General features: G+C 46.7%; 22 protein-coding genes. 15 read left to right on the top strand and 7 right to left on the bottom strand.

Annotation, left to right across the window (positions count from 1 at the left end; all coding sequences use genetic code 11):
• Nucleotides 1-99: 99 nt before the first annotated feature.
• Nucleotides 100-1,320 (top strand): cytochrome P450, encoded by a 1,221-nt coding sequence (locus tag ACNFN4_RS10825; RefSeq protein ID WP_448200165.1) that lies wholly within the window; start codon nucleotides 100-102, stop codon nucleotides 1,318-1,320.
• Complete coding sequence (locus ACNFN4_RS10820; RefSeq protein ID WP_014417501.1) at nucleotides 1,317-2,501, top strand: macrolide family glycosyltransferase; 1,185 nt, start codon at nucleotides 1,317-1,319, stop codon at nucleotides 2,499-2,501. Before ACNFN4_RS10825 ends, ACNFN4_RS10820 begins: the two co-directional genes overlap by 4 nt.
• 42 nt (nucleotides 2,502-2,543) lie before the next feature.
• Here ACNFN4_RS10820 and ACNFN4_RS10815 read toward each other — a convergent pair whose 3' ends face one another.
• A complete protein-coding gene (locus ACNFN4_RS10815) occupies nucleotides 2,544-2,729 on the bottom strand; it encodes a hypothetical protein (RefSeq protein WP_003154919.1) in 186 nt (61 codons plus the stop codon).
• A gap of 175 nt (nucleotides 2,730-2,904) precedes the next feature.
• Between ACNFN4_RS10815 and ACNFN4_RS10810 the strand changes: the two genes are divergently transcribed.
• Entirely contained in the window at nucleotides 2,905-3,723 is an 819-nt protein-coding gene (locus tag ACNFN4_RS10810) for a uroporphyrinogen-III synthase (RefSeq protein ID WP_448200164.1), read from the top strand.
• A gap of 25 nt (nucleotides 3,724-3,748) precedes the next feature.
• Here ACNFN4_RS10810 and ACNFN4_RS10805 read toward each other — a convergent pair whose 3' ends face one another.
• From ACNFN4_RS10805 to ACNFN4_RS10795, 3 genes are read right to left on the bottom strand one after another with little or no spacing between them, the layout of a single operon-like run.
• The gene (locus ACNFN4_RS10805) at nucleotides 3,749-4,510 is read right to left on the bottom strand and encodes an ABC transporter permease (RefSeq protein WP_003154915.1); all 762 of its coding nucleotides are present in this window, start codon (nucleotides 4,508-4,510) and stop codon (nucleotides 3,749-3,751) included.
• A gap of 1 nt (nucleotide 4,511) precedes the next feature.
• A complete protein-coding gene (locus ACNFN4_RS10800; protein WP_047935630.1) occupies nucleotides 4,512-5,249 on the bottom strand; it encodes an ABC transporter ATP-binding protein in 738 nt (245 codons plus the stop codon).
• Nucleotides 5,250-5,275: 26 nt separating this feature from the next.
• On the bottom strand, nucleotides 5,276-6,259 hold the full coding sequence (locus tag ACNFN4_RS10795) for a DMT family transporter (protein WP_007407303.1): 984 nt from the start codon (nucleotides 6,257-6,259) through the stop codon (nucleotides 5,276-5,278).
• A gap of 129 nt (nucleotides 6,260-6,388) precedes the next feature.
• On the opposite strand from ACNFN4_RS10795, the gene ACNFN4_RS10790 reads away from it, so the two are divergent.
• The 8 genes from ACNFN4_RS10790 to ACNFN4_RS10755 all read left to right on the top strand — a co-directional run bounded on the left by ACNFN4_RS10790 (nucleotide 6,389) and on the right by ACNFN4_RS10755 (nucleotide 15,986).
• On the top strand, nucleotides 6,389-6,886 hold the full coding sequence (locus ACNFN4_RS10790; RefSeq protein ID WP_007407302.1) for a cupin domain-containing protein: 498 nt from the start codon (nucleotides 6,389-6,391) through the stop codon (nucleotides 6,884-6,886).
• Between the two features lie 386 nt (nucleotides 6,887-7,272).
• Nucleotides 7,273-7,689, top strand: coding sequence for a DUF1641 domain-containing protein (locus ACNFN4_RS10785; protein ID WP_003154908.1), 417 nt, complete (start codon nucleotides 7,273-7,275; stop codon nucleotides 7,687-7,689).
• Between the two features lie 39 nt (nucleotides 7,690-7,728).
• Nucleotides 7,729-8,907, top strand: a complete 1,179-nt coding sequence (locus tag ACNFN4_RS10780; RefSeq protein ID WP_014417508.1) for an NAD(P)/FAD-dependent oxidoreductase — start codon at nucleotides 7,729-7,731, stop codon at nucleotides 8,905-8,907.
• Between the two features lie 185 nt (nucleotides 8,908-9,092).
• Nucleotides 9,093-10,490 (top strand): glucuronate isomerase, encoded by a 1,398-nt coding sequence (gene uxaC, locus ACNFN4_RS10775; protein WP_448200163.1) that lies wholly within the window; start codon nucleotides 9,093-9,095, stop codon nucleotides 10,488-10,490.
• Nucleotides 10,491-10,514: 24 nt separating this feature from the next.
• A complete protein-coding gene (locus ACNFN4_RS10770) occupies nucleotides 10,515-11,906 on the top strand; it encodes an MFS transporter (RefSeq protein ID WP_095271570.1) in 1,392 nt (463 codons plus the stop codon).
• Between the two features lie 70 nt (nucleotides 11,907-11,976).
• Nucleotides 11,977-12,975, top strand: coding sequence for a LacI family DNA-binding transcriptional regulator (locus ACNFN4_RS10765; RefSeq protein ID WP_448200162.1), 999 nt, complete (start codon nucleotides 11,977-11,979; stop codon nucleotides 12,973-12,975).
• A 75-nt stretch (nucleotides 12,976-13,050) separates the two neighbouring features.
• On the top strand, nucleotides 13,051-14,496 hold the full coding sequence (locus tag ACNFN4_RS10760; protein WP_448200161.1) for a tagaturonate reductase: 1,446 nt from the start codon (nucleotides 13,051-13,053) through the stop codon (nucleotides 14,494-14,496).
• Nucleotides 14,493-15,986, top strand: a complete 1,494-nt coding sequence (locus ACNFN4_RS10755) for a UxaA family hydrolase (protein WP_022553499.1) — start codon at nucleotides 14,493-14,495, stop codon at nucleotides 15,984-15,986. The genes ACNFN4_RS10760 and ACNFN4_RS10755 overlap by 4 nt, the downstream gene beginning before the upstream one ends.
• A gap of 33 nt (nucleotides 15,987-16,019) precedes the next feature.
• Here the strand turns inward: ACNFN4_RS10755 and ACNFN4_RS10750 are convergent, their stop codons facing one another.
• Together ACNFN4_RS10750 and ACNFN4_RS10745 are read right to left on the bottom strand one after the other, a co-directional pair.
• The gene (locus ACNFN4_RS10750; protein WP_448200160.1) at nucleotides 16,020-16,784 is read right to left on the bottom strand and encodes a sulfite exporter TauE/SafE family protein; all 765 of its coding nucleotides are present in this window, start codon (nucleotides 16,782-16,784) and stop codon (nucleotides 16,020-16,022) included.
• Between the two features lie 145 nt (nucleotides 16,785-16,929).
• Entirely contained in the window at nucleotides 16,930-17,397 is a 468-nt protein-coding gene (locus tag ACNFN4_RS10745; protein ID WP_021494037.1) for a DinB family protein, read from the bottom strand.
• 204 nt (nucleotides 17,398-17,601) lie between these two features.
• Between ACNFN4_RS10745 and ACNFN4_RS10740 the strand changes: the two genes are divergently transcribed.
• From ACNFN4_RS10740 to ACNFN4_RS10730, 3 genes are all read left to right on the top strand, one after another.
• Complete coding sequence (locus tag ACNFN4_RS10740) at nucleotides 17,602-18,738, top strand: Rap family tetratricopeptide repeat protein (RefSeq protein ID WP_087920760.1); 1,137 nt, start codon at nucleotides 17,602-17,604, stop codon at nucleotides 18,736-18,738.
• A complete protein-coding gene (locus tag ACNFN4_RS10735; protein ID WP_003154881.1) occupies nucleotides 18,728-18,862 on the top strand; it encodes a PhrA family phosphatase inhibitor in 135 nt (44 codons plus the stop codon). The genes ACNFN4_RS10740 and ACNFN4_RS10735 overlap by 11 nt, the downstream gene beginning before the upstream one ends.
• A gap of 142 nt (nucleotides 18,863-19,004) precedes the next feature.
• Complete coding sequence (locus tag ACNFN4_RS10730) at nucleotides 19,005-19,952, top strand: N-acetylmuramoyl-L-alanine amidase (RefSeq protein ID WP_448200159.1); 948 nt, start codon at nucleotides 19,005-19,007, stop codon at nucleotides 19,950-19,952.
• A gap of 37 nt (nucleotides 19,953-19,989) precedes the next feature.
• Here the strand turns inward: ACNFN4_RS10730 and ACNFN4_RS10725 are convergent, their stop codons facing one another.
• Entirely contained in the window at nucleotides 19,990-20,367 is a 378-nt protein-coding gene (locus tag ACNFN4_RS10725) for a PH domain-containing protein (RefSeq protein WP_017417600.1), read from the bottom strand.
• A 109-nt stretch (nucleotides 20,368-20,476) separates the two neighbouring features.
• Here ACNFN4_RS10725 and ACNFN4_RS10720 point away from each other — a divergent pair, with 109 nt between their 5' ends.
• Complete coding sequence (locus tag ACNFN4_RS10720) at nucleotides 20,477-21,082, top strand: poly-gamma-glutamate hydrolase family protein (protein ID WP_017417601.1); 606 nt, start codon at nucleotides 20,477-20,479, stop codon at nucleotides 21,080-21,082.
• Nucleotides 21,083-21,209: the final 127 nt, after the last annotated feature.

Genomic DNA, 21,209 nt, shown 5'->3' with positions numbered 1-21,209 from the left:
AGTTCAGGTTATGAATAGAAAAAAATTGAAAATATGTGCTAGGATAAAATTCAAGGTACGTCAACTATTCAAATATGAAACAATCAGGAGTGATGAAACATGAGTAAGCTGAGGAGCACGAGACAAGCCATCCAAAGAACCCTGATGAAAGGAAAAAACGGCCTGGACGTATACAACCCTTTTCCTTGGTACGAAAAAATGAGACGGGAAAGCCCTATACACTTTGATGAAGAAACGCAGGTTTGGAGTGTGTTTTTATACGATGATGTCAAAAAAGTCATCAGTGATAAAGAGACGTTCTCAAGCCTCATGACTGATGTGAAAAGCTCGATTGCAAAGTCCATGCTGAATATGGACCCGCCGAAGCATACCCAAATCAGATCTGCCGTCAATCGCGCTTTCACTCCCCGCGTCTTGAAGGAATGGGAGCCGCGAATTAAAGACATTACCGATCATCTCCTGAAACAGGCAAAGAACAAAGGGCGGATTGATATCGTTAAAGATCTCTCTTACCCTTTGCCGGTCATAGTGATCTCAGAATTATTAGGCGTTCCGTCCGAACGTATGGATCAGTTTAAAAAATGGTCGGACATTCTCGTCAGCATGCCGAAAGATGCGAGTCCTGAAGCGGCGGAGAAAAATCAGCAGGAACGTGACCAATGTGAGGCGGAGCTGGCGGCGTTTTTTGCGGAAATAATAGAAAGTAAACGAAAAAAGCCCGGCCAAGACATTATTTCTATTTTGATAAAAGAGGAAGAAGAGGGAGAGAAGCTCACGGCAGAAGATCTGATCCCGTTTTGCAACCTGCTTTTAGTGGCGGGAAATGAAACAACGACTAATCTCATTTCAAATGCGGTTTACAGCATATTAGAAACGCCCGGCCTTTATGAAGAGCTGAGACAGGACCCTTTTCTCATCGCGCAAACGGTGGAAGAAACGCTGCGTTTTCGCGCTCCCGCTCCGTTTGTCAGAAGGACGGTCCGGCACGACACTGAACTGCGCGGACGCCGCTTGAAAAGCGGGGAGATCGTTCTCTGCTACGTTGCATCTGCCAACCGTGATGAAAACAAATTTGAGAAGGCGGGCGTATTTGATATTCATCGCCAATCGAATCCGCACCTTTCCTTCGGATTCGGCGTACACTTCTGCTTAGGCGCACCGCTTGCCAGACTTGAAGCGGAAGCCGCGCTGAAAGGAATTGTAAAAACCTTTTCACACCTTGAGCCCGTCGGGATTGAGCCGATCCGAAACAGTGTCATGTACGGGCTGGAGTCTTTAGAAGCGGAGATAAACGAAAGTGAGGGAGAAGAAAAAAGATGAGAAAAACACACATCGCCATTATTAATGTGGCCGCTCACGGTCATGTCAATCCCACGCTGCCTGTAGCCGAGGAACTTGTCAATCGCGGGTATAAAGTGACATTCGCTACGACTGAGGAATTTGAAGCTTCCGTTGCCAAAACGGGCGCCATTCCCGTTTTATACCGCACAAGCATAAAGGCGGACCCGGAGACGATAAAAGAACGGGTAAATAAAAATGACGCGTTTGTGATGTTTCTGGAAGAAGCGGTTGAAGTGCTTCCGCAGTTGGAAGAGCTGTACAAAGACGACCTTCCTGACATCGTCCTGTTTGATTTTTTAGCTCTTGCCGGAAAATTGTTTGCGGATAATGGCGGCATCCCGGCCGTAAAGTTCTGCCCGAGCTATGCAATGAATGAGTATTTTCAATTAGGAAGAGACGAAGAAACACTGGAAGCGGCCAAACAGGCGATAGAAGAATATCAGGAGCAGATTGAAAATGAACAATTGAAACGGATGACAATGGAAGAATTTTTTATGCCTGAAAAACTGAATATTGTCTTTATGCCAAGGGCCTTTCAGCCGAAACAGGAAACCTTTGATGAACGATTCTGTTTTGTGGGTCCGTCTCTTGGAGAACGCACAAATACGGGAAGTCTGGAAATTGATGCAGCCGATGACCGTCCGCTTATGCTCATCTCACTGGGAACGGCGTTTAACGCCTGGCCTGAATTTTACCGGATGTGTATTGACGCGTTTCGGGACTCGGACTGGCGGGTTATTATGTCAGTCGGCACAACAATTGATCCGGAAAGTTTTTCGGATGTCCCCGATCACTTTATCATCCGCCAGCACGTTCCTCAGCTTGATGTGCTGGAGAAAGCAAAGCTGTTCGTATCTCACGGCGGGATGAACAGTACAATGGAGGCGATGAATGCGGGTGTCCCGCTCGTTGTCGTTCCGCAAATGCACGAACAAGAGGTCACCGCAAAGCGTGTGGATGAATTGGGGCTTGGCGTGCATCTGCCGCCGAAAGAAGTCACTGCGGCCCGTTTGCAAAAAGACGTTCAGAACGTATACGGCGATAAGAACATCCTCAGCCGCGTGAAAAGCATGCAGCAGAAAATAGAAGAAACCGGCGGCCCCAAACAGGCTGTTTGCGCCATTGAAGAATTTTTGAAAACGGCGGCCGTCGAAAATTGATTGAGAAACAGGCAGCGCACCGGAAGACGGCTGCCTGTTTTGTTATATGTTTTTCTTCATGCCGCATCTCCGGCATTCCCTCAAAAATTTTCCGCCCTTCACTGAACTTTTAAACAGCGTGTAGTCGCAATTGTCACATCGGCCGCTGTGAACATCAGGATATTCATTGAACTCATAAATGACCGAAGTATCGTATCCTTTTGTCTCGAACTCTTTTTTTGTTTCCATGATTGAAAGTCCCTCCGCGAATCAAATCGTTCTGCCCGGTTAATGATACAGCAACTGCACGGGGGATTCAACGGGAGCATAGCTTGATTTTCCCGGCTGATTGCGTAACAATAATAGAAATAAATGACGGCCTGCCATAGGGCGCCCGGCATCTGAAGGGAAGAAGAAAACAGCGATGGGAAAAGGATTGAACGGGAAACGGATTGCCATCGGCGGTTCGCGGAAAACAGAAGAGATCACAAAATTAATAGAAAAGCAGGGCGGAACGGCAGTCGTCCGTTCCCTCCAAGGAACCGTATACCTGGCGGAGGATCAAATTGAACCCGACGTAAGAACATTTGCCGGGCAAAAAGCCGACTGGGTGATATTCACCACAGGCATCGGTACGGAAACGTTATTGTCGGTATCGGAAAAAATCGGTCTGAAAGAAGAATTTTTAGCGGCCGTTCATGAAGCGAAAATCGGCTGCAGAGGCTATAAAACATATGCAGCCTTAAAAAAGCTCGGCATCACGCCGCATGCCTCAGATGAAGACGGTACAACAAGAGGGCTGATCCGCTCCTTGGAACGATTTGACTTTAAAGATAAAAAAGTCATGATACAGCTTCATGGCGAAAAAGCGCCGGTCTTAACGGAGTTCCTTGAGAAAAACGGAGCGGAGGTATTCCCTGTTCTGCCGTATCAGCATATTCCGCCTGAAAGGGAGACGGTTAATAAACTGCTGGGAGAGCTGTTAAACGGAGAGGTCGATGCCGTATGTTTTACAACAGCCATTCAAGTGCGCTCTCTCTTTGATTATGCAAAAGAAAAAGGGTTCACAAAAGAATTGCAGCAGGCATTCGAAAAACAAGTGCTTGCCGCCGCAGTCGGCAAAGTGACGGCTGAAGCGATCCGGGATGAAGGGGTAAAGAGGGTCCTTGCTCCGGACATTGAGCGGATGGGAGCGATGATTATTGAATTATCCCGTTACTATGAATCTCTGACCTTGTCATAAACCATCATTCAGCAGGGAAAAAAGCCTACGCTTCCCTGCTGAATTTTTTTAATTGCCAGTGTTCCGTGAAAAGGGAAGGATATGTCAAGGCGCTGAGTATGATACATGTAAGAAGAGCGGAGGCCATCGTTGTAAAAACGATCAGCAGCTGAAAGCGCACCGCCTGTATCGGATCAGCCCCCGCTAAAATCTGCCCCGTCATCATGCCGGGAAGCTGAACGAGACCCAATGTTTTCTGGCTTTCAAGCGTCGGGATCATACTGAGCTTCATACTGGACGTCAATATCTGCCGGACGGCCTGCTTAGGCGTTCCTCCGAGAGAGAGAATCAGCTGGATTTCTTCTTTCCGCAGGTCTGCTTCCGAACTGAGCCTGCTTAAAAACAGGCTTGAGAGCACCATGGAGTTTCCGATGACCATGCCGCTTATCGGAATGACATATCTTGAAGTGAACGGAATGATGTGAAGGGTCAGTAAAAGTCCCTGCGTCACGGTTTCCGCGATCGCCAGTGTCAGAAAAACGCGCCAAAATGAGCCGATCCGCATTTTTTTCCGTTTGGCGACATTGTGCGAAGCGGCCGTGAGCATGAGAAGCACCATTAATATGATAAATATCGGGTGATCACCGCGAAAAATCAGCGACAGCACATAGCCGATGATAAGCAGCTGAATGACGGCCCTGACGGTTGCGACGATCATATCCTTTTCGACGCCGGCTTTAAAAGATTTAGACAGGAATAAAGCGATAATGACAAATATACTTGTCAATAACAGAGAAAGATCATTCATATCAGCACCCGCTCCCTTGTAAAAGCGCCCGGGCCTTTTCGTGTTTCGGTTCCTTAAAGAACGTTTTCGTTTCCGCGGTCTCTAAAAGCCGACCCTCAGCCATAAACCATACCGTATCGGATAACCGTTCGGCTTGTTCAAGGTTATGGGTGATCCACAGGACCGTCAGCTGTTTTTGCCGATGGAGTTTCGTAATCAGTTTCTCAATGATGAGAACGGATGACGGGTCCAGCGCCGAGGTGATTTCATCCAGCAGCAGGATGGACGGCAGTCCGGCGAGAGTTCGCGCTAATGAGAGCTTCTGCCGCTGCCCTCCGGATAATTCTTTTGCATTTCGATCCAGAAGCCCGCGCGGAAGGTCTGTAAAATCTGCGAGCTCTTCAGGGGTATAGTGCTGTGCCCCGTGGAGTTTTTCTGCGAGCAGAAGGTTGTCCCGCACCGTGCCCTCGAGGACGGGAGCTGATTGAAATGCAAGGCCCGCGGTTTTTCTGAGCTCCCTGATATCCCAGCGCCTTATTTCTTTTCCGAATACAAGCACTTCCCCTTCATCAGGTGTATTCATCAGATTGCAAAGTGACAGCAATGTGCTTTTTCCCGCGCCGGAAGGGCCTATCAACGCCGTGATAGAACCTTTTTGAATATGTCCGGTTACACGGCTCAGGACATCAAAGGACGTATTGTTTTGTTCAAAGCGTTTGCCGGCTGACAGAAAAGATATTGCCGGAATTTCTTCTTTCATACAGGAGGACACCTTTCGTAAAAAAATCAGGAACCGGTGAGATTGGCTGACGTTTGCTCAGCCGTTTTCTGGTCTGTCTGCCGGGAAGCGAATGTATGCATGACCATTCCCGCAATAATAATGAACAGTCCGGCAAATGAAAGAAGTGACGGAAACGCCGCGGATAAAAAGACGATTTCGCCGATCAGTGCAAAAAGAACCTCTCCGGACTGCGTCGCTTCAACAGCAGCGAGCTTCTGCGGCTCATTTCTCACCATATCGGTGGCGCGGAAAAATAATACTGTTGCGATAACGCCAGAGCTGAGTGCGACGATAAAGGATTGGAATGTCTGTCCCATTGACGGAAGCCCGTCTCTATGCCAGCCGAAAGCGGCGATCAAAAGCCAAAACGGAAGGCTTGCGAGCGTCATGCCGAGCACCCGCTGAAAAGTATCGAGTTTTCCGCCGTATTGTTCCAGCATTTTGCGGTTGCCGAGCGGATAGGAAAAAGCGGCGATGACGACCGGCACAACGCTGAATAGTATCGTGCGGCCGGACAGAGAACCCGCATGCTGAAGCTGAATCAGACCGGCTCCGATCAGGATGATGACGGAAGTAACCAGCGAAATCAGCGGGATCTTTTGTCTGGCGGAAACCGGGCCCGCCGGTGAATTTTTTGTTTCGTAGAAAAACGGCGACAGAAGCACACCCGCGACAATTGTAATCTGCCACGTGCCGGCGATCAGCCAGCCCGGCCCATATGCCGCCGCAAACGTAATCGGGGCATAAAAAAGCACGAACCCGGTAAAACTCCACTTCAGCCAAAAAAACGGTTTTTTTCGGATTTCATGCCAGAGCGGCGCCCATTTTCCTTTCACATAAACGATCAAAAATAAAAACGGAACCATAAAAAGAAAACGCAGGGAAGAGCTCCACATCCAGCTTCCGCCGGAAAGCTCCATCGCCCTGTTTAAAATAAAGGTGACTGCAAAAAACAGAGATGCCAATATTCCGATCACGATGGCTTTCATTAAATCCCTCATTTTGACACATATTTTTTTATACTATACTATTCACCGGCAGGCTTCGCAATGGAATATGAGAAAATAGCGTTTTAACAAATGATGAATGGGAAACAGACATATACGGAGGTGAAAACAATGCAGAAAGAGGATATTCAAGTGCTTTATTTTGAAGATGACGGCCGCATTCCGAATAACCCGAATCTTCCGCTTGTTATTTATAACGCGGTATTTAATGAAGAAACGGTACAGAAAGCAGAGTCCGTCCTCCGCCGGCACGATTGGTCGAACAGCTGGACGGGCGGAGTATTTCCGTATCACCATTTTCACAGCACCACGCACGAAGTTCTTGTCGCGGTAAAAGGAAACGCGGTTTTGAGGTTCGGCGGGGAACAAGGAGCGGACGCCGTTCTTCAAATGGGAGACGCAGCGGTCATTCCGGCCGGCACCGGACATAAAAAACTGTCGGGCAGTTCTGATTTTACCGTGATCGGGGCTTATCCGGGCGGCCGGCAGTACGATACAAAAACGGAGAAAAATGATAGAACTTCAGAAGAAATCAGCCGTGTCCCGCTCCCGGAATGCGACCCCTTTACGGGAAAAACGGGCCCGCTATTAAAATTGTGGGAAAAATGACAGGGGAAAAGCGGATGGTCTGTAAAAAAATAGCCTAAAAGAAACGTTATTACACCCCCGCCATATAAATAATTTCATAAACGAAACAATTCACGTTCAAATTTTGTTCAAAAAGTGTTATTATATAAGAGTAAATCAAATTGGGGTTTTTTATGTTTGCTATTTTCAGAGAGGAAAAAGAAATTTTGACTTATTCAATTGTTTTTGTTGATATAAAAATAATACTGGATATGGCAAAGTGAAAAACTGGGTAGTAAACATTTATTTTTGTAAATGATTGTGCATGAATTCACAATCTTGCTTTTTCATGCTTTTCTGCATGAAGGGGGAAAGGCTACCCTTTCCAAAAAAATCAGCATACTGCTTATAGTAAAGGAGAATCGGATATGCCAGAAACAATCGATCAAACAAATGCATCTGTCAGCCAAGGCCAACGCGATCTTATTGATCAGCTGCTAAAACCTGAAGTTCAAGAATCACTGACTGTTTTAGTGGATCAGCTTCCAAAACTGACTGAGTTAGTAAATATTTTAACGAAGTCTTATGATTTTGCACAGTCTGTAGCGACAGACGAAGTATTGAAGAGCGATACAGTGGGTGCGCTTACAGAAATTCTTGAGCCGGTGAAAGAAACAGCGAAAGAAGTGGCGGCTACTGCGATCGAAGCAAAAGACCGCGCGGATGCAAGCAATGAAACGATCGGACTTTTCGGCCTGCTGCGCATGCTGAAAGACCCTCAAGCTCAAAAGCTGTTCCGTTTTGCTAACAGCTATCTTGAAATCATGAACGAAAAACAAAAATAATCTCAGATTCAAATTGATATAAAGGACGGAGGATATACGATGTCAAAACATATTGTCATTTTAGGCGCTGGTTACGGCGGAGTTCTTTCTGCTTTAACCGTTCGCAAACATTACAGTAAAGATGAAGCACGCGTAACCGTTGTGAACAAATACCCGACTCACCAAATCATTACGGAACTGCACCGCCTTGCAGCCGGCAACGTGTCTGAACAGGCTGTTGCTATGCCGCTTGAAAAACTTCTGAAAGGAAAAGACGTCGACATTAAAATCGCAGAAGTCAATTCTTTCTCAGTTGATAAGAAAGAAGTTGCCCTTTCTGACGGTTCTAAGCTGACTTATGACGCGCTTGTTGTCGGACTTGGTTCTGTTACGGCTTATTTCGGCATTCCTGGACTCGAAGAAAACAGCATGGTGCTGAAATCTGCTGCTGATGCGAACAAAGTATACAAACACGTGGAAGACCGTGTGCGTGAATACGCTAAAACGAAAAACGAAGCTGATGCAACGATCCTTATCGGCGGCGGCGGCTTAACAGGCGTCGAGCTTGTCGGTGAGCTTGCTGACATCATGCCGAACCTTACGAAAAAATACGGCGTAGATCCGAAAGAAATCAAACTGAAATTAGTAGAAGCAGGTCCGAAAATTCTTCCTGTTCTTCCTGATGACCTTATCGAACGCGCGACAAAAAGTCTTGAAAAACGCGGCGTTGAGTTCTTAACAGGTCTTCCTGTTACAAATGTTGAAGGAAACGTTATTGATCTGAAAGACGGTTCAAAAGTCGTTGCCAACACATTTGTATGGACAGGCGGCGTACAAGGCAACCCGTTAGTCGGCGAATCCGGCCTCGAAGTGAACCGCGGTCGTGCGACGGTTAACGATTTCTTACAATCTACTTCTCACGAAGATGTATTCGTTGTCGGAGACAGCGCTGTATACTTTGCGCCGGACGGCCGTCCGTACCCGCCGACAGCGCAAATCGCTTGGCAGATGGGTGAACTTGTCGGTTACAACCTGTTCGCTTACTTAGAAGGAAAAACGCTTGAAACATTCAAGCCTGTAAACTCTGGTACGCTTGCAAGCCTCGGACGTAAAGACGCGGTTGCCATCATCGGAGCGAACTCTACTCCGCTGAAAGGTCTTCCGGCATCTTTAATGAAAGAAGCAAGTAACGTACGTTATTTAACACATATCAAAGGATTATTCAGCCTCGCTTACTAATCCTTAAGATCACACAGAAGACATTGCCGGACTTTCTCGGCAGTGTCTTTTTTTGTATGAAAATGTTAACGGATACAATTTTCTGAAAAATAAAATAAAAATGATTGATATGTGAGAAAGAGGAAGCTAAAATAAAAAAGAACCATTTTGTTAACGTTAACATTTTTAAGAGGGAGGATGAAAGTGTGAAAGCTTTTATGGGTGATGATTTTTTACTGGATAGTAAAACGGCCGTAAAGCTGTACCGGGAATACGCTGAAAACATGCCGATCATTGATTATCACTGTCACTTAAGCCCAAAGGAAATCTATGAAAATAAAACCTTCGCAACCATTACGGAGGCATGGCTTTACGGTGACCACTACAAGTGGCGGATTATGAGGGCCAACGGCATTGAAGAGCGCTGCATTACCGGAAACGCTTCAGATGAAGAGAAGTTTTTCGCCTGGGCAAAAACGGTGCCGATGGCGATAGGCAATCCGCTGTACAGCTGGACGCATTTAGAGCTGCAGCGCTGGTTCGGCATTTATGACGTATTGAATGAAAAAACGGCCGCGGCCATTTGGAAAAAAACGAATGAGCTCCTGCAGGGAGACGGGTTTGGCGCAAGAGATCTCATTCTGAAATCAAATGTCAAAGTCATTTGCACAACCGACGATCCTGCCGATGCGCTGACATACCACGAACTGTTGAAAGAAAGTGATTTTCCGGTTCAAGTACTGCCCGGATTTCGGCCTGACAAAGGACTGGACATCAGCAGCCCGGGTTTTGCCGATTGGGTCCGTTCACTGGAGAGCGCTTCCGGAATAGCTGTCACCACCTACCAATCGTATTTAGATGCGTTAGAATCCCGCGTCCGCTGTTTTCACAATGCCGGGGGAAGAGTGTCGGATCATGCGTTAGATCAAATGGTTTATGCCGAGACGACCGAAGAGGAAGCGGCCCGGATTTTTGCAGCCGGATTAAGCGGAGAGCATGTGTCTTTTGAAGATGAAAAGAAATTCAAAACACGGACGCTGCAATATCTTTGCGGTCTTTACGCCGAACTGGACTGGGCGATGCAGTTCCATATTAACGCGTTAAGAAATACCAATACAAATAAGTTCAGCAGCCTCGGTCCTGATACGGGATATGACTCAATTAATGATGAACGTATCGCAAAACCGCTTGCCCGGCTGTTAGATTCCGCCGAAAAAAAGCGGCAGTTGCCTAAAACGATTTTGTATTCTTTGAATCCGAATGACAACTATATTATCGCCAGCATGATCAACAGCTTTCAGGATGGGAAAACACCGGGGAAAATTCAATTCGGCACAGCCTGGTGGTTCAATGACACGAAAGATGGAATGCTCCAGCAAATGAAAACGTTATCAAACATGGGCCTGTTCAGCCGTTTTATCGGGATGCTGACGGATTCAAGAAGTTTCCTGTCCTATCCCCGCCATGAATACTTCAGGCGGCTTGTCTGCACGCTGATCGGCGGCTGGGCGGAACAAGGCGAAGCGCCTTACGATATGGAGCTTTTAGGAAAGATTGTCGAGGGGATTTGTTACCGGAATGCTGAGGAATATTTCCGCTTTTAAAAAATGGAATGAAAGAGGTGGCCTATGAGTAATGTGCCTGTCGTGACAGCACCTGCCGCAAAAGTGAAGGAGCATAAGCTGAGTCTGAAAGAAAAAGTATCCTATGGATTTGGAGATTTTGGGAACGGATTTATGTTTGATCTCGGGCAGATCTATTTGCTGAAGTTTTTCACAGATGTCGCAGGCATTCCGGCAGCGTTCGCCGGCAGTATTTTTTTGGTCAGCAAGCTGTTTGCGGCTGTGACTGATCCGATTGTCGGCTCGGCCATTGACTACAGAAAAAAGATCGGACCCCGGGGGAAATTCAGGCCGTACTTATTATTCGGAAGTATTATTCTTGCGGTCATGACCGTATTGATTTTTGTGTCACCGGATGTGAGCGTCACCTGGAAGCTTGTGTACGCCTATGCTTCTTACATGCTGTGGGGGGTCGCTTATTCTTTCGTCAATATTCCGTACGGCTCCCTCGGCGCGGCCATTACACAGGATGCGGAGGACAGAACGGCGCTTTCTGCATTCCGCCAGATCGGCTCCCTCGGCGCGCTGCTCATTACAAGTGTCATCGTCATCCCGATTCTCGTTCATTTTGATAACGTTCACATCGGCTACCCGGCAGTCATGGGAATGATGGCCGTAGTCGGAATCGCGGGATTTATGATCTGCTACCGAAACTGCAAAGAAAGAATTATCGTCCGTGAAGCGCCGAAAGAAAAGCTGTCCGTCATGTCGGTTTTCAAATGCTTTATCGGCAACAAACCGCTTCTGACCGTCGTTTTCATGACGATTTTCTCAATATCGGCATATAACATTAAATCCGCTATGCTTGTTTACTTCGCCCAGTACAATCTCAACAATGCGGAGTTGATGTCCTACATGAGTTTTATCATCATCGGTTCTTCATTTTTAGGTGTTTTGTTTATGCCGAAACTCGTCAAACGCTTCGGAAAAAAGCAAACGGTGATGATCGGTTTTGCCGTCAGCGCCGCGGCTGATGCGCTGAATTTTTGTCTCCCGTCAAATGTATATATCTTTACGGCGTTAGCGAGCATTGCTTTTATCGGGATCAGCATACCAAACGGCATTACGTGGGCGCTTGTGTCGGACATTATTGATTACGGAGAATGGAAGACGGGTGAACGGAAGGAGGCGACGACATATTCGCTTTTCAACTTCTCCAGAAAACTCGCCCAATCTTTATCAGGTTTTCTTTCAGGCATCGGGCTGAGCGTTATCGGCTATATCCCGAATGCATCTCAGACAAAAGGTACGTTAATCGGGATTAAAGGGCTTCTGCTGCTGTACCCGGCTTTCGCTTTAGCGTGCGCCATGCTGATTATCGGTTTGATGTATAAGCTGACGGACCGGCAGCATGCCGAGCTCGTTCAGGACTTACATCATGCAAAACCTCAACTTTAGTGATTTTATGGACTGTCCGTTAATGGTACAATAGAAATAAATGACAGCATACAGAAAGAAAGGAAAAACGATGGTAACCATAAAAGATATCGCAAAACTCGCCAACGTATCCCACACCACCGTATCCCGGGCACTTAACGGCAGCCCCTACATTAAAGAGCATACAAAACAGAAAATATTAGCGCTCGCTTCACAGCTGAATTACACACCGAATGTAAATGCAAAAAGCCTTGCCATGCAAAAGTCCCATACGATCGGACTGTTTTTTACAAGCATCACAAACGGAACCTCACACAGCTTTTTTTCCGATACCATCAAAGGTGTAAACCGCACAATCAGTGAGGAATACAATTTGTTCGTCCGCGCGATTGACGACCTGAAAAGCTTTGAAACCATTACGCCCATGAGGTATGACGGAATCATTTTAATGAGCCAAAGCGACAGTGATAATTCATTTATTTATCATATTCGCGAGAAAAACATCCCGCTCGTCGTGCTGAACCGGGACATTGATGACCGGAGCATCACGAATATCCTGTCAAACGATAAAGAAGGCTCCAGACAGGCGGTCGACTGCCTGATCGCAAACGGACACAGAGATATCGCGATCATTGAGGGAAAGGAAGGATTCAGGTCAACTTCTCAGCGGAAAGAAGGCTATTTGACATCTTTAATTGATCATTCTATTCCGATTAAGCATGAATACAGTGTAAAAGGCCGCTATGATATGGAAAGCGGCAGTCAGGCGATGGAAAAACTCTTGGCGCTTCAATCACCGCCTACGGCTGTTTTTTGTTCAAACGATGATATGGCGATCGGGGCGATGAATGCCATTTTCGCCAAAGGCCTGAACGTTCCGGAAGATATATCCGTTATCGGATTTGATGACATCGGCATTTCCCAATACATGACGCCGAGGCTTTCGACAGTAAAACGCCCGGTTGAAAAAATCAGCATACTCGGCGCAGAGAAGATTTTGGCGCTAATCGCCGACCCGGATACGGGGGCGGAAAAAATATACGAAAACACCGAGGTGATGATAAGAGATTCAATTAAAAAACTCACATAACGGCCCGTCTGATTATCCGGGTTTTCACGCGGAGAAATGTTAACGTGTGCATAAATACAGAAGGAGGCGGACAGCTTGCGTCAGCTGAATAAAAAGATGTGCGGTGAATACATTCAATATCCTGAAAAAGTCCTTCAGTTCGGCGAAGGCAACTTTTTGCGGGCCTTCGCAGACTGGCAGATCGATCAATTGAATCAATTGACGGATTTTAACGGAAGCGTTGTCGCCGTACAGCCGAGAGGCTCTGAGAAAATCAAACGTTTAAACGAGCAGGACGGTTTGTTTACGCTTTTTTTGCGGGGGATAAAGGACGGAAAACCGGCTGAAGAACACATGATCGTCAAATCTATCAGCCGCGGCGTTGATCTTTTTTCTGACTATGATTCCTTTAAACGGCTGGCAGCACAAGAGGAGCTTCGTTTTATCATTTCCAATACGACGGAAGCGGGAATTACGTTTGAGACAGGCGACCGGCTTGAGGATAGACCTCAAAAAACATTCCCCGGGAAATTAGCGGCGTTCCTTTATTTTCGCTATAAGGCATTTGCGGGTGACACCGAGAAAGGGTGCATTGTGCTTCCATGTGAACTGGTCGAAGAAAACGGACGGAAACTGAAGGCTGCCGTGCTTCAATATGCCGGGCTGTGGGAGCTGGAGCCTGATTTTACTCAATGGATTCATGACGCGAACATCTTCTGCAATACTCTCGTGGATCGGATTGTTCCCGGATTTCCTGTTGATACCGCGGAAGAACTTACCGATTTTCTCGGATACGAAGACCGTCTGCTTGTGGTCGGTGAGCATTATTATTTGTGGGTGATAGAAGGGCCGGAACAGCTTCAGAATGAGCTTCCTTTTGCTGAGGCCGGGCTGAACGCACTGATCACGTCTGACCTTACGCCTTACAGGACAAAAAAGGTGAGAATCTTAAACGGCGCTCACACGGCATTGGCGCCAGTGGCTTTACTATACGGACTGCAAACCGTCCGGGAAGCGGCTGAGCACGAGGTGACGGGCAGATTCATCGAAGAGCTGATCAATGAAGAAATCCTCCCTGTGCTGCAAATGGAGGGTGTCACCCAATACGCGGCAGATGTGTTACAGCGGTTTAAAAACCCTTATATCCAACATTATCTGCAAAGCATTACCCTTAACGCCGCCGCGAAATTCAAAACAAGAAACCTGCCGACGCTGAAGGCTTATATCGAACAGGAGGGCCGGCTACCTGAGAAGCTGGTATTTTCGTTCAGCGCCATGATCTATTCATACTGGAACGGACCGAACAAACCGGCTGACGGCGAGGAGGTTCTTAACCGTTTCCAAATGGCGCGGTCCCGTTGCAAAGATGATATGTTTCAAGCGGCATCTGCCATATTAGGAGAAGAGCGATTGTGGGGGAGGAATCTGAATCATCTTCCGGGGCTGACTGAACGAACGGCTTTTTTTCTGTCTGTCATTCATAAGCGGGGTATGAAGCATGCGTTACATGAATGCTGCGGCAAAAAGGGGGAAGTAAAATGAAAGAGGTCATAAAAATCCATAAAAACGATAACGTGCTTCTCGCCATGCGCCATTTTAACAAAGGGGAGCGGCTGCATACAGACGGACTGACGATTGAAGTGAAGGACCCTGTAAAGCGGGGGCATAAAATCGCGCTGCAAACCATTGAAGAAAACGGCAGCATTATTAAATACGGTTTTTCGATCGGGCGTGCGACAAGGCGGATTTCGGCCGGCGAGCATATTCATACCCATAATCTGCAAACGAATTTATCTGATGTGCAAGAATACACGTATTCACCGCGCTTCGAGGACAATCCTTTTACAAATGAGAACCGGACATTTAAAGGCTACAAAAGAGAAAACGGTACATCCGGCGTCCGGAATGAACTGTGGGTCGTACCTACAGTCGGCTGTGTAAACGGCGTTGCTGAGAAAATCCTGCAGCGCTTCGTAAAAGAGGCGAAAGACATTGCGCCCTTTGACAATGTGCTGGTTTTAAAGCACCAATACGGCTGCTCCCAGCTTGGCGATGATCATGAGAATACGAAACAAATGCTGATAAACGCCATCCGTCATCCAAATGCGGGCGGTGTGCTGGTTTTAGGGCTCGGCTGTGAAAATAATGAGCTGGCGGCGATTAAGGAAACGCTTTCTGAAGTGAACGGAGATCGGGTGAAATTTCTCGAATCACAGGCTGTCACAGATGAAATTGAAGCAGGGACTGCGCTACTTAAAGAGATACACCTTGCGGCAAAGGGAGATAAACGTGAGGAGATTCCGCTGTCAGAATTGAGCATCGGATTGAAATGCGGCGGGTCGGACGGTTTTTCCGGCATCACCGCAAACCCTTTATTAGGGAGATTTTCAGATTACTTGATTGCACAGGGAGGGAGCACGGTCTTAACGGAGGTGCCTGAGATGTTCGGCGCTGAGACGATTCTCATGCAGCGTGCGGCGAGCGAAGAAGTGTTTCATAAAACAGTCCGATTGATCAATGATTTCAAGCAATATTTTATGAAGCACGAGCAGCCGATTTATGAAAACCCGTCACCAGGGAATAAGGAAGGCGGCATTTCAACGCTCGAAGACAAGTCGCTCGGCTGCACCCAAAAAGCCGGTCTTGCACCGGTTTCTGATGTGCTGACATACGGTGAAACCCTGAAAACAAAGGGATTGACACTGCTCAGTGCGCCCGGCAATGATTTAATCGCTTCTTCAGCGCTCGCCGCGGCGGGCTGTCACATCGTTTTGTTTACAACCGGAAGAGGCACGCCGTTCGGCACATTTGTCCCTACTGTGAAAGTATCAACAAATACCGATTTATTTCAATCAAAGCCTCATTGGATTGATTACAACGCGGGCAGATTGGCGGAAGACCAAACAACAGAAGATCACATTGTAAGAGATTTTATTCAATACATTATTAAAGTTGCAAGCGGAGAATGCGTCAATAACGAAAAAAACGATTTTCGGGAGCTTGCAATCTTTAAGTCCGGTGTGACGTTATAAGGGAAAAGGCGATCTGACAACAGACCGCCTTTTTTATATTAATTTTATTCCGCTGATTAAAATAATCGCCGCCATCACAAATTGCAGCGGGCGCGGTGAGAATTTCGGCGAAAAGAAGCTGCCGAGAAGCACACCCGGCACAGAGCCGATCAACAGATTCAATACAAGCAGGTAATCGACGCTTCCGAAGCTTGCGTTTAACAGACCGGCAGCAGTTACGAGCAGAAAGGCATGTGCGATATCCGTTCCCACCACTTCTGCCGTTTTCATTCTGAACAGGTATAGCATGGCGATCGCAAATAACGAGCCGGACCCAATAGATGTCAGGCCGACGATGAAGCCGAAAATGACGCCGATCAATATCATGAGTGTCCGCTTTTCTTCAAGCGTTTTTTGCTGCCAGCGGTTCGGCCGCAGTTTTTTATCGAAAAAAAGGCGGGCGATAATGGAAATGGCGACAAGGGTCAGCACGTAGCCGAGCGCCTGTTTGATAATCTGCTCCTGATGCTGGTGAAAAGCGGGAAACAAGTGAAGAACACCGATGGCGGCTGTTGCGCTGGAAATGCTCCCGAGCGCCAAGTAGCCGACAAGTTTAAATTGAACGGTGCGCTGCTTCCAATGAGAAACGACACCGAACAGTTTGGTGATGGAGTTATATAAAAGGTCAGTGCCGACGGCGATTGAGGGGTTGATCCCCAAAACGATCAGTAAAGGAGTCAAAAGCGCCGCTCCTCCCACACCCGTCAATCCGACAAGCGTTCCGACAAAGAAACCCATAAACACAATGCTTACAGTCATCTGTGTGCCTCCTGAATAATCCTACTATTTTTATCAGATTATATATGATTAAGAGGCGGTAATCAATTAAATTTTCGGAAAATTTTATACAGTACAAAAAAATCCGCCAGCCTGCTGTTATGTCGCAGACCGGCGGATGGCCGGATTATGATTTTTGCTGATAAAACGGAAGTTCCGTGTGGCCCATTTCTCTGACATACACGAAAAGGTTGCCTTTATGATGAATTTCATGCTCCATGGCAAGCTGAAGGAGAGCAGCGCCGGTCACTTTTCTGCCGAAAGAGGCGGTCAGGTCAATTTCGCGGTTCAGCTGCTCTTCAGTCAGCTGTGACAGGATGTCTGTCGTTTTTTCAGTACATGCTTCCGCCAGTTTGACGAGGTCTGTTTCCGCTTCTTCTTTCGGTTTGTTCTGGATGGCTGATCCGTTTCCGTCGTTAATGACGTTTGCAAACATAAGAAAAGAATAAACGATGTGTTTTACAAGTTCCTGAGCGGACATTGATGTCTCTGCCGGTTTGTAGTCGTAATGCTCGCGGCTGATTTTTTCCGCCAGTTCAATCGTCACGTTTCGATGTGACAGAAAGTGGCTGACCAATTGATTTTGTGCTGTCATGTGAAAACCCCCATTTAATACAGAATAAAAGCTGCAAGGATATGCTATATCAACGGCACGGAAGAAACAAGCAATAAGCTTGTGACGGAGATAAATCGTTGCGGATATCCGAAATTCGACAATTGCGGTCTTTTTGCGTTCTTCTTTTTCTAGCAAATATGATAAAATATGACATATCTCGGTCATTCCAAAAGGGGGGATTTATTGAGGATGAAGCAGACTATTCCGTCCTCTTTTGTCGGGCTCAAAATTAATGAATGGTATACCCATATCCGGCAGTTTCACGTCCTTGAGGCGGAGCGCGTCAAGCGTGAAGTAGAGAGAGAGATCGAGGATATGGAAGAAGATCAGGATCTGCTGCTGTATTATTCATTAATGGAATTCAGACACCGTGTCATGCTGGATTACATCAAGCCCTTAAAGGAGGACCCTTCTCAGCCTGAGTTTTCAGAATTATTGGAAGACATTGAAGGCAACCAGTATAAACTGACAGGACTGCTTGATTACTACTTTAATTTTTTTCGAGGAATGTACGAATTTAAACAGAAAATGTTCCTAAACGCCATGATGTATTACAAACGGGCTGAAAAAAACCTTGCACTCGTTTCTGATGACATCGAGAAAGCTGAGTTTGCTTTTAAAATGGCCGAGATATTTTACAACCTGAAACAAACCTACGTCTCCATGAGTTATGCCGTTCAAGCCCTTGAAACGTACCAATCGTATGAGACGTACAACGTCCGCAGAATCCAATGTGAATTCGTTATTGCAGGGAATTATGATGACATGCAGTATCCAGAAAGAGCATTGCCCCACTTAGAACTTGCTTTAGATCTTGCAAAACAAGAAGGCAATCCCCGTCTTATCAGTTCAGCCTTATATAATCTCGGAAACTGTTACGAAAAAATGGGAGACCTCTCTAAAGCAGCCGAATATTTTGAGACATCCGTTTCCATTTGCAGGTCAGAAAAGTTCGATAATCTTCCGCATTCTATTTACTCATTAACACAGGTTCTTTATAAACAGAACACTACAGCCGAAGCAGAGAAGCAATATCGCCTCGGGCTCAGTATCGCCCGCGAATACAATGATGAATTGTTTGTAAATCTGTTCCAATTTTTACATGCGTTATACGGCAAGGAAATGGATAACGCATCCGTCAGGCACACGTTTGATTTTCTGGAAGAACACATGCTGTATCCGTATGTGGAAGAATTGGCGCATGATGCTGCCAAATTTTACATGAAACACGGACAGCCTGAAAAAGCGCTCACGTTTTATGAAAAAATGGTGCACGCCCAAAAACAAATCCAGAGAGGAGATTGTCTATATGAAATCTAAACTGTTGTCAGGATTGCTGCTTGTTGCTGTCGGGTTCAGCTTTACACAGGTGATCGGCCATGAAAGCCATTTGGAAAACCAAGCGGACGGCACATTCCATATTGCCGCGCGCAACCAAACATAACATAAAGACCCTTCTTTGGAAGGGTCTTATTTTTTGCATGCGTATCCATTCCATTTTTATACGAATGCAGGGTCTATATGCTCAAGTTATCTGTCCTACGAATGCCACCTATTGATGAAAAAGGCATAAGGAGAGATGAAGAGTGGGGATTGAAGTGAAAAAACGGCTCGTATCGGCTGATAAATATGCGTTAAAATGTCCGAATCCGATGACGCCGGAGTATATTACCATTCATAACACGGCAAACGACGCATCCGCCGCTAATGAAATCAGCTATATGACGGGAAACAGCGAATCAACGAGCTATCATTTTGCGGTTGATGACAAAGAAGTGATCCAGGGAATTCCGTTGGACCGGAATGCCTGGCATTCGGGAGACGGCACGAACGGTACCGGAAACCGAAAGTCGATTGCTATAGAAATCTGTTACAGCAAGTCAGGGGGCGAACGGTACAGAGCCGCAGAAGAACTGGCGATTGCGTTCGCGGCGCAGCTTTTGAAAGAACGGGGCTGGGGGATTGACAGAATCAGAAAGCATCAGGACTGGAACGGAAAGTACTGCCCGCACCGCATTTTGTCTGAAGGCCGCTGGGATGAAGTGAAGGCGAAGATTGAAAAGAAATTAAATGGGAGTACGTCGGTGAAAAAAGCTTCCGCCCCGGTGTCTGAATACCATGTGAAAAAAGGCGACACCTTATCGGAAATCGCCGCATCGCACGGTGTCAGCGTAAAATCACTGCAAAGCATCAACCATATCACCGATCCGAATCACATTACAGTCGGACAAGTGATCAAGCTCGCTCAGACGGGTTCTTCTTCAAAAAGTCAGGCTGTGCCTTCCTATCCGCTTCCATCCGGTGTGATCAAAGTGACGAAACCGCTGACGAAAGGGACAAACGTAAAACAAGTGCAAAACGCTTTATCCGCTCTTTATTTTTATCCCGATAAAGGAGCAAAAAATCATGGGGCGGACGGCGTTTACGGTCCGAAAACGGCAAATGCCGTAAAACGTTTTCAATCCGTCAGCGGATTAACGGCAGACGGAATTTACGGCCCGAAAACGAAGGCCAAAATTGAAGAAAAACTGTAATCAATAAAACGGAAGCTCCCCGGGCTTCCGTTTCTTCTTACATACAAACTGCGGCAAGGGCCTTTTGAATATCATAAATGCTTTCATCTTTTTTAAACTGCTTTGAGACAGCGGGAAGTTCCGCTCCTGAAATCCAAATTTTCAGCTCTGAATCAAGGTCAAAGCGGCCGGCGGTTTCTACGCTGAATCTGGAAATGCTCTTGTACGGAATGGATTGAATCTCCGTTTTCTTCCCCGTGAGTCCCTGTTTATCAACAAGAATAAGACGCTTATCCGTAAAGACAATGATATCTCGTACGAGCTTAAACGCGGCGTTGACATTCTCACCTTCCAGCAGAATACGGGCCAGTTCTTCTTTTGCTTCAGCCGTCGATATTGTCGACGCATTGCCCAGCAATCCATTGATGAACCCCATGATATATCCCCCCTGATACGTATTCTATCAAATCATACTATAAAAAGGTTTCCATTCCCAGATGAGTAGAGTAAACTGGTGCTGACTGGAAAAGGAGAGCATGTTACACATGAAAGATAGATATGACAATTTCGCAGCCCTTTCAGCTGCTGAATCGGAATACAGAATTATTTATGAAGAAAAAGAGGGAAGTAAATGTATCGTCCTCGCTCCCCACGGCGGGAGAATTGAACCGGGTGTCAGTGAGCTGGTGCGGGCATTTTCTGACCAAAGCTCAATTTACTTATTTGAAGGGACGAAGCGGTGCAATAACCGTTCTCTCCACTTGACAAGCACACGCTTTGACGAACCCCTGGCTTTAGAAAAAGTGACCGCCCATCATTACGGATTGGCTTTTCACGGGTATCATGATCTGAAAAAGGCAAATACACTCGTCGGGGGCGCGGATCTGGAAAAAGCAAGACTGATTTGTGATCTGCTGCGTGAAGCGGGGTTTGATGCCGAGCTGACAGAGAAGAACGATCGGCTGGCAGGTGTAAATCCCGGCAACATTGTCAATCGGACAAAAAGGAAAATGGGGCTGCAATTGGAAGTGAGCACGGCGCAGAGACACGCGCTGTTCAGCAATTTTGGCTGCCGGGGAGAAAAATATACGCCAACCGATCTGTTTTTTCGGTATGTAGAAGCCGTGAAGGCCGGTTTTTATGATAAATGAACAGGGGGGCCCGTTTTTACATTCACTGGAGCTATGCGGCGCAAGAAGTGCTTGGCGGGCAGCACGGTGAGAACAGCGTCATGATGCAAAAACCTTTCCTGCGATTTAAAATGCTGACACTCTGCCG

The organism is Bacillus sp. N1(2025) (genome assembly GCF_053470005.1).
The sequence above is the reverse complement of the archived record's forward strand: the minus strand, read 5'-3'. Positions and strand labels throughout refer to the sequence as shown.

Bases quoted from the DNA above. Each gene is read 5' to 3' on its own strand.
- ACNFN4_RS10825 (WP_448200165.1), top strand. From the start codon at position 100: ATGAGTAAGCTGAGGAGCACGAGACAAGCCATCCAAAGAACCCTGATG.
- ACNFN4_RS10735 (WP_003154881.1), top strand. From the start codon at position 18,728: ATGAAATCTAAACTGTTGTCAGGATTGCTGCTTGTTGCTGTCGGGTTC.
- ACNFN4_RS10810 (WP_448200164.1), top strand. From the start codon at position 2,905: ATGGGAAAAGGATTGAACGGGAAACGGATTGCCATCGGCGGTTCGCGG.
- ACNFN4_RS10815 (WP_003154919.1), bottom strand. From the start codon at position 2,729: ATGGAAACAAAAAAAGAGTTCGAGACAAAAGGATACGATACTTCGGTC.
- ACNFN4_RS10820 (WP_014417501.1), top strand. From the start codon at position 1,317: ATGAGAAAAACACACATCGCCATTATTAATGTGGCCGCTCACGGTCAT.
- ACNFN4_RS10780 (WP_014417508.1), top strand. From the start codon at position 7,729: ATGTCAAAACATATTGTCATTTTAGGCGCTGGTTACGGCGGAGTTCTT.
- ACNFN4_RS10765 (WP_448200162.1), top strand. From the start codon at position 11,977: ATGGTAACCATAAAAGATATCGCAAAACTCGCCAACGTATCCCACACC.
- ACNFN4_RS10750 (WP_448200160.1), bottom strand. From the start codon at position 16,784: ATGACTGTAAGCATTGTGTTTATGGGTTTCTTTGTCGGAACGCTTGTC.
- ACNFN4_RS10755 (WP_022553499.1), top strand. From the start codon at position 14,493: ATGAAAGAGGTCATAAAAATCCATAAAAACGATAACGTGCTTCTCGCC.
- ACNFN4_RS10745 (WP_021494037.1), bottom strand. From the start codon at position 17,397: ATGACAGCACAAAATCAATTGGTCAGCCACTTTCTGTCACATCGAAAC.
- ACNFN4_RS10795 (WP_007407303.1), bottom strand. From the start codon at position 6,259: ATGAAAGCCATCGTGATCGGAATATTGGCATCTCTGTTTTTTGCAGTC.
- ACNFN4_RS10725 (WP_017417600.1), bottom strand. From the start codon at position 20,367: ATGGGGTTCATCAATGGATTGCTGGGCAATGCGTCGACAATATCGACG.
- ACNFN4_RS10790 (WP_007407302.1), top strand. From the start codon at position 6,389: ATGCAGAAAGAGGATATTCAAGTGCTTTATTTTGAAGATGACGGCCGC.
- ACNFN4_RS10770 (WP_095271570.1), top strand. From the start codon at position 10,515: ATGAGTAATGTGCCTGTCGTGACAGCACCTGCCGCAAAAGTGAAGGAG.
- ACNFN4_RS10720 (WP_017417601.1), top strand. From the start codon at position 20,477: ATGAAAGATAGATATGACAATTTCGCAGCCCTTTCAGCTGCTGAATCG.
- ACNFN4_RS10785 (WP_003154908.1), top strand. From the start codon at position 7,273: ATGCCAGAAACAATCGATCAAACAAATGCATCTGTCAGCCAAGGCCAA.
- ACNFN4_RS10805 (WP_003154915.1), bottom strand. From the start codon at position 4,510: ATGAATGATCTTTCTCTGTTATTGACAAGTATATTTGTCATTATCGCT.
- ACNFN4_RS10800 (WP_047935630.1), bottom strand. From the start codon at position 5,249: ATGAAAGAAGAAATTCCGGCAATATCTTTTCTGTCAGCCGGCAAACGC.